The organism is Curtobacterium guangdongense (assembly GCF_049341845.1).
GTDB lineage: Bacteria > Actinomycetota > Actinomycetes > Actinomycetales > Microbacteriaceae > Curtobacterium > Curtobacterium guangdongense.
Window position 1 is genome coordinate 276,399 of record NZ_JBMPIT010000006.1, and the last position, 13,273, is coordinate 289,671.

The 13,273-nt window shown below is 72.5% G+C and carries 13 protein-coding genes; 7 read left to right on the top strand and 6 right to left on the bottom strand.

Annotated elements, in window-relative coordinates:
* Window positions 1–57: 57 nt before the first annotated feature.
* Both ACO0E1_RS11580 and ACO0E1_RS11585 read right to left on the bottom strand, forming a co-directional pair.
* On the bottom strand, window positions 58–834 hold the full coding sequence (locus tag ACO0E1_RS11580) for an endonuclease/exonuclease/phosphatase family protein (protein ID WP_422874311.1): 777 nt from the start codon (window positions 832–834) through the stop codon (window positions 58–60).
* 162 nt (window positions 835–996) lie between these two features.
* A complete protein-coding gene (locus ACO0E1_RS11585; RefSeq protein WP_422874312.1) occupies window positions 997–2,415 on the bottom strand; it encodes an MFS transporter in 1,419 nt (472 codons plus the stop codon).
* Window positions 2,416–2,537: 122 nt separating this feature from the next.
* Between ACO0E1_RS11585 and ACO0E1_RS11590 the strand changes: the two genes are divergently transcribed.
* From ACO0E1_RS11590 to ACO0E1_RS11610, 5 genes are read left to right on the top strand one after another with little or no spacing between them, the layout of a single operon-like run.
* Window positions 2,538–3,749, top strand: a complete 1,212-nt coding sequence (locus ACO0E1_RS11590) for an alanine racemase (RefSeq protein ID WP_422874313.1) — start codon at window positions 2,538–2,540, stop codon at window positions 3,747–3,749.
* Window positions 3,749–4,576 carry an IclR family transcriptional regulator gene (locus tag ACO0E1_RS11595; protein ID WP_281265223.1) on the top strand — a complete coding sequence of 276 codons (828 nt, stop codon included), beginning with the start codon at window positions 3,749–3,751 and terminating at the stop codon, window positions 4,574–4,576. The genes ACO0E1_RS11590 and ACO0E1_RS11595 overlap by 1 nt, the downstream gene beginning before the upstream one ends.
* Window positions 4,573–5,538 carry a sugar kinase gene (locus ACO0E1_RS11600; RefSeq protein ID WP_422874314.1) on the top strand — a complete coding sequence of 322 codons (966 nt, stop codon included), beginning with the start codon at window positions 4,573–4,575 and terminating at the stop codon, window positions 5,536–5,538. Before ACO0E1_RS11595 ends, ACO0E1_RS11600 begins: the two co-directional genes overlap by 4 nt.
* 25 nt (window positions 5,539–5,563) lie before the next feature.
* Window positions 5,564–6,217, top strand: coding sequence for a bifunctional 4-hydroxy-2-oxoglutarate aldolase/2-dehydro-3-deoxy-phosphogluconate aldolase (locus ACO0E1_RS11605; protein ID WP_422874315.1), 654 nt, complete (start codon window positions 5,564–5,566; stop codon window positions 6,215–6,217).
* Window positions 6,214–7,776 carry an N-acyl-D-amino-acid deacylase family protein gene (locus ACO0E1_RS11610; protein ID WP_422874316.1) on the top strand — a complete coding sequence of 521 codons (1,563 nt, stop codon included), beginning with the start codon at window positions 6,214–6,216 and terminating at the stop codon, window positions 7,774–7,776. The genes ACO0E1_RS11605 and ACO0E1_RS11610 overlap by 4 nt, the downstream gene beginning before the upstream one ends.
* Window positions 7,777–7,825: 49 nt before the next feature.
* Here ACO0E1_RS11610 and ACO0E1_RS11615 read toward each other — a convergent pair whose 3' ends face one another.
* The gene (locus ACO0E1_RS11615) at window positions 7,826–8,236 is read right to left on the bottom strand and encodes a RidA family protein (RefSeq protein ID WP_422874317.1); all 411 of its coding nucleotides are present in this window, start codon (window positions 8,234–8,236) and stop codon (window positions 7,826–7,828) included.
* Between the two features lie 154 nt (window positions 8,237–8,390).
* Between ACO0E1_RS11615 and ACO0E1_RS11620 the strand changes: the two genes are divergently transcribed.
* On the top strand, window positions 8,391–9,620 hold the full coding sequence (locus ACO0E1_RS11620) for a hypothetical protein (RefSeq protein ID WP_422874318.1): 1,230 nt from the start codon (window positions 8,391–8,393) through the stop codon (window positions 9,618–9,620).
* Window positions 9,621–9,669: 49 nt separating this feature from the next.
* On the opposite strand, the gene ACO0E1_RS11625 is transcribed toward ACO0E1_RS11620, so the two are convergent.
* The 3 genes from ACO0E1_RS11625 to ACO0E1_RS11635 all read right to left on the bottom strand — a co-directional run bounded on the left by ACO0E1_RS11625 (window position 9,670) and on the right by ACO0E1_RS11635 (window position 12,197).
* On the bottom strand, window positions 9,670–10,161 hold the full coding sequence (locus ACO0E1_RS11625; protein ID WP_422874319.1) for a pyridoxamine 5'-phosphate oxidase family protein: 492 nt from the start codon (window positions 10,159–10,161) through the stop codon (window positions 9,670–9,672).
* Window positions 10,162–10,268: 107 nt separating this feature from the next.
* Window positions 10,269–10,892 (bottom strand): hypothetical protein, encoded by a 624-nt coding sequence (locus ACO0E1_RS11630; RefSeq protein WP_422874320.1) that lies wholly within the window; start codon window positions 10,890–10,892, stop codon window positions 10,269–10,271.
* A 195-nt stretch (window positions 10,893–11,087) separates the two neighbouring features.
* The gene (locus ACO0E1_RS11635) at window positions 11,088–12,197 is read right to left on the bottom strand and encodes an LLM class flavin-dependent oxidoreductase (RefSeq protein ID WP_422874321.1); all 1,110 of its coding nucleotides are present in this window, start codon (window positions 12,195–12,197) and stop codon (window positions 11,088–11,090) included.
* Between the two features lie 80 nt (window positions 12,198–12,277).
* Here ACO0E1_RS11635 and ACO0E1_RS11640 point away from each other — a divergent pair, with 80 nt between their 5' ends.
* The gene (locus ACO0E1_RS11640) at window positions 12,278–13,186 is read left to right on the top strand and encodes an SDR family oxidoreductase (RefSeq protein ID WP_422874322.1); all 909 of its coding nucleotides are present in this window, start codon (window positions 12,278–12,280) and stop codon (window positions 13,184–13,186) included.
* Window positions 13,187–13,273: the final 87 nt, after the last annotated feature.

Consider the following 13,273-nt stretch of genomic DNA (forward strand, 5'->3'; position numbering starts at 1 on the left):
TGGCACGGGACGGGACGCGCAGGACGGGAAGCGGGACGCGGCCCGTGCCCGCGCCCGTCACGCGGCGGAGTCGGCCTCGACGGAACGGGACGACGACGCTGCCGGGGCCTCGTAGTGCGCCCGCACCAGGATCGGGCGGTGGTCCGAGATCCCGGCCGGCAGCGTCTCCACCCCGGCGATGTGCAGCCCGACGCTCGTGGCGAAGTCGAAGTGCCCCGTGAACTTCCGGTACCGCAGGTACGTCGGTTGGTCGGAGAGCGAGAGCGCGAAGCCGTGCGACTCGATCTTGCGGCGGAGGTTCGTCTGGAACCAGGGGTAGTTGAAGTCGCCGACCATGATCGCGGGGGCCTCGCTCGACAGGTCACGGACGAACTGGTGCGCTGCCTCGATCTGCTTGCGGCGGAGGGAGTTCGTCGCGGTCAGGGGCGAGGCGTGGAACGACGCGACGATCACGTCGGTCGATGCCTCGCGGTCGCGGAGGTGCATCGCGATGAGTCGTTCGTGCGCCGGCGCGAGGACCCGGTCGTGGAGCGACTTCTGCAGCGAGTGGATGCTGAAGTCCTGCACGTCGAAGCGGTCGTCGCGCTTGTAGATCGCGAGGCCGAGCCGGTTCGCCTTCGTCGACGCCGCGAGCGTGAGCCCGCCGACGGACGGCGCGAGGTCGTTGCTGTCGCACTCCTGCACGCAGATGACGTCGGCCTCCGATGCCTCGGCCAGGGCGGCGAGTTCGCCGTTCGCGGTGTGCTCCCGCAGGTTGTAGCTGACGACGCGGATGGTGGTGGGTCGGACGTCGGTGTCCGTCGGGATCGTCCCCTGCTGGTCTGGCACGGCCATGCTGCCTTCCTTCCGGAGTGGGGTCCCTGCGTCCCGCTCAGTCTGCCGCGGCAACGGTACTCGTCGACCTCAAGCAGTTTCTGAGACTGTAGCGCCTGCGGGGTTTCGTGCGCGTGACGGCGACACGAACGGTCGTGGCGACGTGAGACCCGGACGCGGGCCTCATGCGCGCACCCGTCGTGCCGGTCGGACGGTCTCCCCCGCCGTCCGGCTCATCACGACGCCCTCGATGCACGCCACCACGAGCAGCGCCGCGATCACCCAGAACGTCAGGACGTACGCGCCGTCGCCGGCGAGCCCGGCACCGGCGCGGATGACGACGGCCGCGACGGCGACACCGAACCCGGCGGCCGTCTGCTGCAGCGTCGAGGACAGCGTGTTCGCCGGGGTCATGTCGGCCTGCTCGACGTCGGCGAAGGCGATCGTGTTGTACGCGGTGAACCCCACCGAGCGTGCCGCGCCGCTCACGACGAGCAGGACGGCGAGCAGCCAGAACGGGGTGTCCGGCGTCAGGAAGGTCATCGCGACGACCGTCAGCGCCGCGATCGCCGACGACACGATGATCACCGGCCGGTACCCGAACCAGCGGAGGAACGGCGTGGTCGCGGGCTTGATGCCGAGGTTGCCGACGAAGACGAACAGCACGGCGCTCCCGGCCTCGACGGCCGTCCACCCCCAGGCGTCCTGGAAGAGCAGGGGCAGCACGAACGGCACCGCCGACACGGCCAGGCGGAACAGGCTGCCGCCCGCGTGCGACACCCGGAAGGTCTCGAGCCGGAACGCGTCGAGCCCCATGATCGGGTGCTGTGCCCGCCGGAAGTGCCGGATCGCGAGCCAGCAGCAGGCGGCCCCGACCACGCCGGACACGATCGTGGCGACGACCGGCACGGTGTCGAGCGCGAGGAGCGACGCCATCACGACGACCCCGCCGAGGCCGACGCACGCCAGCAACGACCCCGGCCAGTCGAACGGCACGCGCTGGGCCGCCCGCTCCTGCGGCACGAGGACGAGCGCGGCGATCAGGGCGATCACCCCGAGCGGGATGTTGACGAGGAAGATCCAGTGCCACGACAGGGTGTCGACGAGCACACCGCCGACGAACGGCGCGATGATCGGCGCCGCGAGGGCCGGCCACGTCAGGATCGCGATCGCCGTGACGAGCTGTTCGCGCCCGGCGCTCCGCAGCACGACGAGCCGTCCGACGGGCACCATGAGCGCCCCGCCGATCCCCTGTACGATCCGCCAGATCGTCAGTTCGACCAGTCCGGTCGACAGCGCGCAGAGTCCGGACGCGATCGTGAACACCGCGATGGCACCCACGAACACCGTGCGCGAGCCGAACCGGTCGGTCAGCCAGCCGCTCACCGGGATGAACACGGCGAGCGTGACGAGGTAGGCGGTGATCGCGATGCCGATCGCCGCCGAGTCCACCCCGAGGTCACGACCCATCGCGGGCGCCGCGGTGGCGAGGATCGTGCCGTCGAGGAGCTCCATGAAGAACGTCCCCGCGACGAGCACGGCGACCGCGGTGCTCCCGGTGCGTCGGCGGGCAGGGGCTGCTGTCGATGTCGTCCTCGTCATGTCAGACCGAATGCTATGCCCGCCACCACCACAACACGTTCTGCAATGTGGAACGGTGGACGTGACGACGTTGTCCGCGCGAGCGCCGCTGGACCAGCGTGGGACCCGTCGAAGGAGGATCGATGCCGACCACCCCCGCCACCGTGACCGCGAAGGGCTCGTGGGAGCCGAGCGCTCCGGCGCCGCACCACGTGCTCCAGGACGCGCACCTGCCCGTGATGACGCTCCGCGAGTCCGCCTTGACGAACAACACCGCCGTCATGCAGGCGTACGTCGAGCGGCACGGGCTCCTGTTCGCGCCGCACATGAAGACGCACATGGCGCCGGCACTCGCCCAGCGGCAGATCGACGCCGGCGCGTGGGGCGTCACGCTGGCGTCCGTGCAGCAGGCGATGGTCGCGTGGGAGCACGGGCTCCGGCACGTCCTGATCGCGAACGAGGTCCTCGACCCGGCAGGGCTCCGCTGGCTCGCGTCGCGCCGCACCGTCGACCCCTCGTCGGACGTGCTCTGCTACGTCGACTCGACCGCCGGGGTCGAGTCGGCCGCCTCCGCCGCGTCCGAGGTCGACGGCGAACTCCACGTGCTGGTCGAGGTCGGGTTCCCCGGCGGTCGCACCGGCGCCCGATCGGCGGCGGCAGCGGCGTCGGTCGCGGAAGCCGCCTCCGATGCCGGTCTCGTCCTCCGCGGGGTCTCCGGGTACGAGGGCGGTCTGCCCGGCGTCGACGAGGCCCGCGCGTACGTGGCCGGCGTCCTCGACGTGGCAGCAGCCGTCCGCCCGCTCATCGCCGGCCCGCGTGCCCTGCTGAGCATGGGCGGCAGCGCCTGGTTCGACGCCGTGAGCGAGGCCGTCGCGGCCCGCCCCGACGACCTCGACGTGCTGCTCCGCTCCGGCGCGTACCTGACCCACGACGACGGCTTCTACGAGGAGCGCACGCCGTTCCACCGCCACCCGACGGAGGGCGCGCTCCGCGCAGCGATCGAGGTATGGGGGCGGGTCACGTCGTGCCCCGAGCCCGGCCTGGCACTCGTGGCCGTCGGCAAGCGCGACATCTCCTTCGACGAGGGGCTGCCGGTGGTCCGGCAGATCCGGCCGGCTCGGCCTGGAGGCTCGGCGCAGGATCCTGGGACCGCGCCCGTTCCCGGGTCGGTCACCGTCACCCGTCTCGACGACCAGCACTGCTACCTCGCGCTGGCGACGGGGGTGGCCCTGACGCCGGGCGACGTCGTCGTGTTCGGCATCTCGCACCCGTGCACGGTGTTCGACAAGTGGCGGCAGGTGCACGTCATCGACGACGACGACACCGTGCGCGAGACGATCGCGACGTGGTTCTGATGACCGTGACGGACGCGCAGGAGCTGCCGGCCCGCAACGCCGCCCTGTCGTTGCGCCGCGGCCTGCGCATCCTCGACCTCGTCGCCGACCGCACCAGGAACGGCGAGCCGTCCGTCAGCCTCACGACCCTGAGCGTCGAGCTCGGCACGTCGAAGTCGACGGTCCTGCGGCTCACGGCGCCCATGATCGAGAACGACCTGCTGCGCCGGACCGCGGACGCCGGGTTCACGCTCGGGCTCGGGGCGCTCCTGCTCGGCCAGAGCTACCTCGAGGGCATCGACCTCCGCGCGGCCGCCGCACCGTTCCTGCGACGCACCGCAGAACGCACCGGGCTGACGTGCCACCTCGTCGTGCCGGACGGCACCGACATCGTCTACGTCGACAAGGTCGAGACCCGCGGGACCGTCCGGATGGGGTCCAGGATCGGCAACCGCCTGGCGATGCGCAACACGGCTTCCGGCAAGGCCATGGTCGCGTTCGGGGACCCCGAGCTGCTCGACCGCGTGCTCGCACACCCGGCGACCGCGATGACCGAGCACTCGATCACCGACGACGACCGGTGGCGGCAGGAGATCGGCAGGACCCGGGAACGCGGGTACGGCATCGACGACCGCGAGAACGAGCCGGACATCCGCTGCGTCGCCGCCCCGGTCTTCGACCACGCCAACCAGGTCGTCGGGGCGATGAGCATCTCGGGCCTCGCCTCCCGCTTCCGCACGACGGCGGTCCGCGAGCTCGGTGACGGTGTCGTCCGCACCGCGCTGGAGATCTCGGTGGCGCTCGGGTCGTCGTCCGCGCAGCTCGCCCTCGCGCGGGGCGCCCGGTGACCGGCGTCCTGACCTTCGGCGAGACGATGCTGCTCCTCGCCGGACGCGGAGCGCTGACCGACCTGGACACGATGCGCGTCGACACCGGCGGCGCCGAGAGCAACGTCGCGATCGGTCTGGCCCGCGCCGGGGTCGACGTGACCTGGATCGGCCGGGTCGGCGCCGACCCCGCCGGTGACAGGGTGCTCGCCGACGTCGCGGCCGAGGGCGTCGACGTGGTCGCGGTGCGGGACCCCGAGCGGTCGACCGGGATCATGGTCAAGGAACGACTGACGGACGGCCGCACCCGTGTGACCTACCACCGGCGCGGCTCGGCCGGTTCCGCGTTCACGCCGGCGGACCTGCCGTCGGGGCTGGTCGAGCGCGCGTCGCTCCTGCACGTGAGCGGGATCACCCTGGCGCTCTCCGAGACCGCTCGGGAGACCGTGCACGCCGCGGTCGTCCGGGCACACGACGCCGGAGTGCCGATCGCGTTCGACGTCAACCACCGACCGAAGCTCGTCGACGACGTGACCGGACGCGGGTACTACCGCGCGGTCGCAGCGCGGTCGTCGGTCGTGTTCGCCGGTGACGACGAGGCACGGCTGGTCCTCGGACGGGACGCGGACGACGGCGACGAGGAGTCGCTGGCGCACGAGCTGGCCGCGCTCGCGAACGGTCGTGCCGTCGTGAAGCTCGGGTCGCGCGGTGCGGTCGCCTCGATCGACGGCGTGCTGCACCGCCGCGCGGCGAGCCCCGTCGCCGTGGTCGACCCGGTCGGCGCCGGTGACGCGTTCGTCGCCGCCTGGCTCGCCGCCGACCTGGCCGGCGACTCCCCCGACCAGGCCCTCGACCGGGCCGCGGACGCCGGTGCGCTCGCCTGCACGGTGGACGGCGACTGGCGCCGTCCCGACCCTGCAGCGCTCGGCGTCGTGGACCCGGCCGGCATCGACCACGCCGTCCACGACCGCGTCGACCGCTGACCACGATCCGAAGAAGGAACGCACGATGACCGACACCGCATCCCCCGCCACACGCCCCCAGCGGCACCGTCACGACGCCGGCCCGACGATCGCGATCCTGCGCGGCGGAACGGGTGACCACGTCGAGGACGTCATCCGCACGCTGGTCGACAGCGGCGTGAGCGCGATCGAGATCACCACGAACACCCCGCGGTGGCGCGAGGGCATCGCATGGGCCGCCGAGCGCTACGGCAGCGCCGCGTCGATCGGCGTCGGCACCGTGCTCGACACACGACAGCTCGACGAGGCAGTGGCGGCCGGAGCGACCTTCGCCGTCAGCCCGCACACCGACCAGGCGATCGGCGAACGGGCGCACGAGCGGGGGCTCGGCTGGTACCCCGGCGCCGCGACACCGACCGAGATCGTCCGTGCGTGGCGGCTCGGTGCCCGGGCCGTGAAGGTCTTCCCCGCCGCACCGCTCGGCGGCCCCGCGTTCCTCAAGCAGGTGCTCGCGCCGCTCGACTTCGTGGACGTCATCCCCACCGGGGGCATCGGGGTCGACGACGCGGCCGACTACCTCGCCGCCGGTGCGGTCGCGGTCGGCCTCGGCTCCCCGCTCGTCGGCGACGCGCTGACGTCCGGCGACCTCGACGCGCTCCGCGGACGGGCCGAACGGCTCGTCGCCGGGTTGTCACGGTGACGAGCGTCCTGCTCCGCGGCGGGTCGGTCGTCGGCGAGACCGGGGTGCTCCGAGCGGACGTCCTCGTCGAGGGCGGCCGGGTCGCCGGGGTCGGGACCGACCTCGACGTCCCGACCGGCGCGACCACCGTCGACTGCGGCGAGCGCCTCGTCATGCCGGGCTCCGTCGACGCGCACTCGCACGGCGGGTCGCTGGTCTTCGAACCGGAGGTCCAGCACGCGCTCCTCCGCCAGGGCGTCACCACGATCGTCACCGGGCAGGACGGCGTCGGGCCCGCCCCGGGGGACGGGTCCTACGCGGACACGTACTTCGCCGCGATCGACGGCCCACACCCGACGTACCGCGGCGGCGGCATCGGCGCCCTGCTGGACACGTACGACGGGACGACCCCGGTGAACGTCGCGACGCTCGTTCCGGCCGGCACCGTCCGGCAGCACGTCATGGGCGACGTCGACGGTCCCGCGACGCCCGAGCAGCTCGCGGCGATGCGTGTCGAGGTGCGTGCTGGCCTGGACGCCGGTGCCGTGGGGCTCGCGACCGGGCTCGACTACGTGCCGGGGCTCTTCGCCGACACGGCGGAGCTCGCCGCGCTGTGCACCGAGGTCGCGGCCGTCGACGGGCTCTACGTGTCGCACATGCGTGGCGGCTACGAGGCGAACGCCCGCGCGGGGCTCGACGAGATCGCCGCGATCGTCCGGTCGTCAGGGGTCCGGGCGCACGTGTCGCACCTGCACGCCCCGGTCGACCTGCTCCTCGAGGCGCTCGCCGACCTCGAGCGGACCGGCACCCCGATGTCGTTCGACGCGTACCCGTACTCCCGGGGCTGCACGATCCTGTCGATGCTGCTCCTGCCGGCAGCCCTCGCCCGCCCGGGGACGCCGGACCTCGCCCGGGCGATCGCCGACGAGGACGGTCGTGCCCGTGTCCGTGGCGCGGTGCTCGACCGGGTGCTCGGCCGCGCCGACCTCGGCACCGGGTGGACCGAGCAGATCACGCTCTCGCACGTGCCGGCCGCGGAGTTCCACGCGCTGCAGGGCCGGACGCTCGCCGACGCGGCCGAGGCCACCGGGACCGACCCGGTCGACCTCGCCCTCGACGTGCTCGTCGACTCGGACCTGCAGGTGACCGTCGTGATGCGGGTTCCCCGGCCGCGGACCGCCGACGACCTCGCTCCGCTGTTCCGGCACGAGGGGCACACGGCGGGCTCCGACGGCATCTTCGTCGGCACGCACCCGCACCCGCGCGCGTACGGCACGTTCGCGCGGTACCTCGAGGAGTACGCGGTCGCCGGTCGGCTGACGTGGCCACAGGTCCAGCGGAGTCTGTCGACCACCGCCGCCCGGCGCTACCGGCTCGGCGACCGCGGACGGGTCGCCGTCGGGGCGGTCGCGGACCTCGTCGTGGTCGATCCCGGGACGGTCTCGGCGCAGTCCTCGTACGGCCACCCGATGCGCGTCGCCGAGGGCATCGACGACGTCCTCGTCGCCGGGGTGCGGGTGCTCGCCGACGGTGCGCTGACGCACGAGACCCCCGGTCAGGGTATCCGTCGGGGTCGGTGACGGGACTCGCTGACCGGGGGTCGCTGAGACTGGACTCAGCTGCGCGGGATCAGGCGTCCTCGACGTCGGTGACGCGGGTCTTCGTCGGCAGGACCGCGACGACGTCGATCTCGACGAGGATGTTCGCGAGGTGCGACTGCACGGTGGTCCGGACCGGGTACGGCTCGGAGAAGTGCTTCGCGTACTCCTCGTTGAAGGCCGGGAAGTCGCGGTCCGACTGCTCGAGGTGCACGGTCGACTTGACGACGTCGTCGAGCGTCGCGCCGTGTTCGGCGAGGACGGCGGCCACGTTCGCCAGGACCTGGGCGGTCTGACCGGCGACGTCGTCGGCGAGCTCCCCCGTCGCGGGGTCCTGTGGGCCGAAGCCGGCGGTGTAGATGAACCCGCCCGCGACGATGCCCTGGCTGTAGGGTCCTGCGGGCTTGGGGGCGTTGTCGGTCACGATGGCGGTCTTCGTCACGGTGGCTCCTCACGGTGGGGGTCGAACGGGGCCTCCAGGCTAGAGCGCGCCACGGGGGCGTGCCCGGCCGTCCGCGGGACCGGTTCCGGCCTGCACAACGCACCACGAGCCTCCAGTGCGAGCACCACTCAGCCATCGTGACTATCGTCGTGTCGTGCCGTCCGCCCCGTCGTCGATCGCTGCCGGCCGTCGCCGCGCGGTCGATCTGGTCACGAGTCTGCCCACCTGGGCGACGGTCGTGCTCGTCTGGGTCGGTGGGCGCGTCCTCTCCACGCTGTGGCTCGCACTCGCGTACCCGCTGATCGGACGGTCGCAGCCGGACAACGCGATCTGGACGAACGACCACGGGTTCCTGCGGTTCCTCACCGCGTGGGACGGCCAGTACTACGAGCAGATCTCGCTGCACGGCTACCCCGCCGCACTGCCGCTCGATGCCGCCGGGCACGTGGCGCAGAACCCGTGGGCGTTCCTGCCGGCGTTCCCGTTCACGATCCGGTTCGTGACCGTGTGGACCGGGATGACGTTCGAGGTCGCGGCACCGCTGATCGCGCTCGTGGCGGGCATCGTCGCCTCGTTCCTGCTGCACCGACTGGTCCGGGAGCGCGCCGGGGATGCCGCCGCGCTGTGGGCCGTCTTCTTCTTCACGTGCGGTCCGCTGTCGTTCCTCCTGCAGGTCGGCTACGCCGAGAGCATGTTCCTCGCACTGACCTTCGGTGCGCTGCTCGCGATCGAACACCGGCGGTACGGGCTCCTGACGGCCCTCGGGGTCGCCGCTGCCTTCACCCGGCCGGGGGCGCTCGCGATCCCGTTGACGCTCGGCATCGTCGCCTTGGTGCGCTGGGTCCGGCTCCGTCGAGCCGGCGACCGCGTGCTCGACCGGTTCCCGCTGCGGGAGCAGCTCACGGTCGTGGTGTCGGGGCTCGTGATGGTCGCGGCCGGGGTGGCGTGGCCGGTGATCGCGTCACACGTGACCGGGCGCCCCGACGCGTACCTCGCGACCGAGATGTCGTGGTGGGTCAACTTCATCGGGCGCGTGGACTTCGTGCCGCTGACGCCGTGGTTCCTCACGACGCTCCAGTGGGTCGGCATCGGCGGGATCCCCATCGTGATCGGGCTCATGGTCGGGTACCCGATCTGGCTCCTCCGCCGCTCGACGAGGAAGCTCGGGCTCACGACGCTGGTGTTCTCCGGCGGGTACGCGCTCTACGTCTTCGCGGTGTCGCTGCCGATGGCCTCGACGCCGCGGCTGCTCATGCCGCTCGCACCGCTGATGGGCTCGCCCGAGCTGGTCGCGAGGCCCTGGATGCGCTGGACCCTGGTGTCGTGCGCGCTCGTCGGGCAGCCGGTGCTCGTCGCCGTGCTCTGGTTGCTCGGCCCCCCGTGACGGCCGCTCGGTCCGTCCTCGTCATCCGGACGGACCGAGCGCTCCGGCACTAGAGCTCGACGGTGCCGTGACTGCCGACGTCCGGTTGGGACTGCCCGCCGAGTGCGGCCTTCATCGTCTGGACGAGGCTGCCGACCGCGCCGGTGTCCTGCGTCCAGTACTCGACGGAGTCACCCTCGACGGTGAGCAGCCGGATGGAGGGGTCGTCGCGGCCGTCCGGGAACCACGCCTCGGCGAACGGCGACCAGAGCTCGTCGATCACCGAGTCGTCCTGTGTGACGGTCGCGGTGCCGGCGATGGAGAGGTACCCGCCCTGCGACTCGATCGCGACGTTCACGTGGGGGTTCCTGGCGATGTCCTCGACCTTCTCGCTGCCGTCCTGCACCAGGAAGCGGAGTGTGCCGTGGAAGGCCTTGTCCTGCACGGCGAGCGGCCTGGCGTGCAGGGAGCCGTCCTCGCTGACCGTGGTCAGCAGGGCGGTTCGGGCTCCGTGGACGATGTCCGAGATGGCGGCGCGCTGGTCCGTCTGGTTGTCGGTCATGGTGCTCCTTCGCATCGTGCGCCCCGCTGCCCGACGTGCGGCCTGGCGAGCGGGGCCGTACCGTTCGATCCAGTCTGCCCCCGATCCCTGGACCGCGTCCGAACGGGTCAGGCGGGCTCGTGGATCGTCGTCTCGACGTCGACGACCTGCGGGATCCGCGGCATCGACGCGAACCCGAACCGGACCGGCGGGTCGAGCGGCACCAGGGAGCCGAGCGGTTCGTCCGCCCACGTCCCGCGGACGCCCGTGACGTCATGCGCTCCGGTCACGCCGTAGTACTCGCGTCGGCCGCCGCCCGCGGTGCCGGCGGTCCCTGCCCCCGGTGCCACGAGCCGTGCGATCGGGTCGATCGCGCGCAGCCACCGCGGGTCGCGGGCGATCGGCTTCGGGACGACCCGCAGCACACGACCGAGCGGCGAGATCGTGCCGACGTCGATCGTGGCGCGGAGCGGACCCGCGTCGAGCTCGATGCCGGAGGCGGTCCGCCGGGCGGTGACGTCGACAACCTCGACGGCGTCGAAGCGGTACGTGCCGGAGACGTACGCGGCGACGATCTCGTCGGGGGCGAGCAGCACGCTCGACCCGTCGGGGAGCTCCACGAAGACGTCGGTGAACGCACCGAACGGGGACCGCTCCCACATCCCGACGACGAGCCGCACGCCGGAGCTCGTCCCGACGCCCGTGATGCGTCCGCGGAAGCGGCGTTCGACGATGGCAGGGCGTGACGACATGCCCTGGACCGTACGCGGCGCTGCCGTGAGCCGACATGTCGGACCCGCACCGGCCCTCCCGTCAGCGCCCCCGCGCCCCCGCGCCACGCACCCCCGGACGGCATCGAGGGAACAGAAGACGTCGGGTGCAGGATGCCGACCCGACGTCTTCTGTTCCCTCGACGCCACGGCGGGCGCGCGCGAGCGCCGACGGCACTACGGGACGGGGACCGGCTCCGCCAGGAGCTCGCGCACGCGCGGGGCGACCGCGGTGCCGTACAGCTCGATCGAGCGCATCATGTCCGCGTGCGGCAGGCGCCCGGTGGCGTAGCGCATGTCGAAGCGCGTCACGCCGAGGATCCGCATGTTCCGCGCGATCTTGCGCGCGACGGTCTCCGGGGACCCGACGTAGAGCGACCCGCCGGCCGACAGCCCGGCCTCGTACTGCGCCGAGTCGAGGGGCGGCCATCCGCGCTCGCGTCCGAGGCGGTCGGTGACGGCCTTGTGGTACGGCCAGTAGCGCTCGGCCGCCTCCTCGTCGGTGGCGGCGACGAACCCGGGCGAGTGCATCGCGATCGGCTGCTGCGGGAGTTCGAGCTGTGTCAGGGCCTGCCGGTAGAGCCGCGAGAACGGGGCGAACTGTGCGGGCTGCCCGCCGATGATCGCGAGGAACAGCGGCATGCCGTAGGACGCCGCACGGATCACGGACTGCGGGGATCCCCCGACGCCGATCCACGTCGGGATGGGACCGTGCTCGAGCTTCGGGAAGACGTCCTGGTCGGTCAGGCTCGCGCGCTTGGTGCCGCTCCACGTGACGGGGTCGCCGCCGCGCAGTGCCGCCCAGAGCTGGAGCTTCTCCTCGAACAGGACCTCGTAGTCCGCGAGCTCGTAGCCGAAGAGCGGGAACGACTCGGTGAAGGAGCCGCGCCCGAGGATGACCTCGGCGCGGCCGTTCGAGATCGCGTCGACGGTGGCGAACCGCTCGTAGACGCGGACGGGGTCGTCGGACGACAGCACCGTGACGGCGGACCCGATCCGGATGCGCTCCGTGCGGGCGGCGATCGCTGCGAGGACGACCTCGGGCGCGCTGACCACGAAGTCCTCGCGGTGGTGCTCGCCCACGCCGATGAAGTCGATGCCCACCTGGTCCGCGAGGACGGCCTGGTCCACGACGTCGCGGATGCTCTGCGCGTCGGACTGCAGGGAGCCGTCGGCGAGTTCGGTGACGTCGCCGAACGTGTCGATGCCGAGCTGCACGGGGCCGACGCGGTCGGGTGCGGGCGGCGGGACGTCCGACGGACGACCGGTACCGAATGCGTTGCTCATCGCGCCCTCCAAGTGAATGCGTTTGCATGAATCTAGCACAGTTGCGTGTCCTCGGACAGTCCGCGTGTACGGTCTCGCGCATGCCCAAGATCCCCGACCAGACCGGCCGTCGCATCGTCGTGACCGGAGCGAACAGCGGCACGGGCAAGGAGACCGCCACCCGGCTCGCCGAGGCCGGTGCCTCCGTGGTGCTCGCCGTCCGGACCCCGTCGAAGGGCGAGGCCGCCGCCGCGTCGATCCGACAGGCACACCCGGGCGCCGACGTCGAGGTGCGCGAGCTCGACCTGGCCGACCTGTCGAGCGTCCGTCGGTTCGCCGCGGGGATCGTCGACGAGGACCGACCGCTCGACGTGCTCGTGAACAACGCCGGCGTGATGATCCCGCCGAAGCGCTTCGAGACCGTCGACGGCTTCGAGCTGCAGTTCGGGACGAACTTCCTCGGGCCGTTCGCGCTGACGAACCTCGTGATGCCGGCGCTGCTCCGGGCGTCGTCGCCCCGGGTCGCGACGATGTCGAGCCTCGCGGCGATCCCCGGGAGGATCCGGTTCGACGACCTGCAGTGGCTCCGCGGGTACTCCCCGTGGCGGGCGTACGCGCAGTCGAAGCTCGCCGACCTGCTGCTGTCACTGCACCTCCACACGCTGTCGGTCGAGCTCGACTGGCCGCTCGTGAGCACCGCCGCGCACCCCGGGTACACCCGCACGAACCTGCAGTCGTCCGGTCGCTCGCTCGGTCGTTCCCGGCCGGTGTCGTCGAAGCAGCGGGCGTGGCCGTTCACGCAGGACGTCGCGCAGGGCAGCGAGCCGCTGTTGTACGCGGCGGTCGGGCCGAACGCCGTCGGCGGTGCGTACTACGGACCGTCGGGGATGTTCGGCATGGTCGGTCCGACCACGAACGCCCCGATCCCCCGCTCGGCGCAGAGCCCGGAGCTCGCCCGCAGCCTGTGGGCGGTCGCCGAGGACCTCACCGGCACGCACCTCCCCGCCTGACGCGGGGCGCGGGCCGCGGGCTCGGCGCGGCGCGGCGCGGTCCGGCCGGGAGGCTCGGCGCACGTCCGCCCCGCCGGCTCAGCCGGC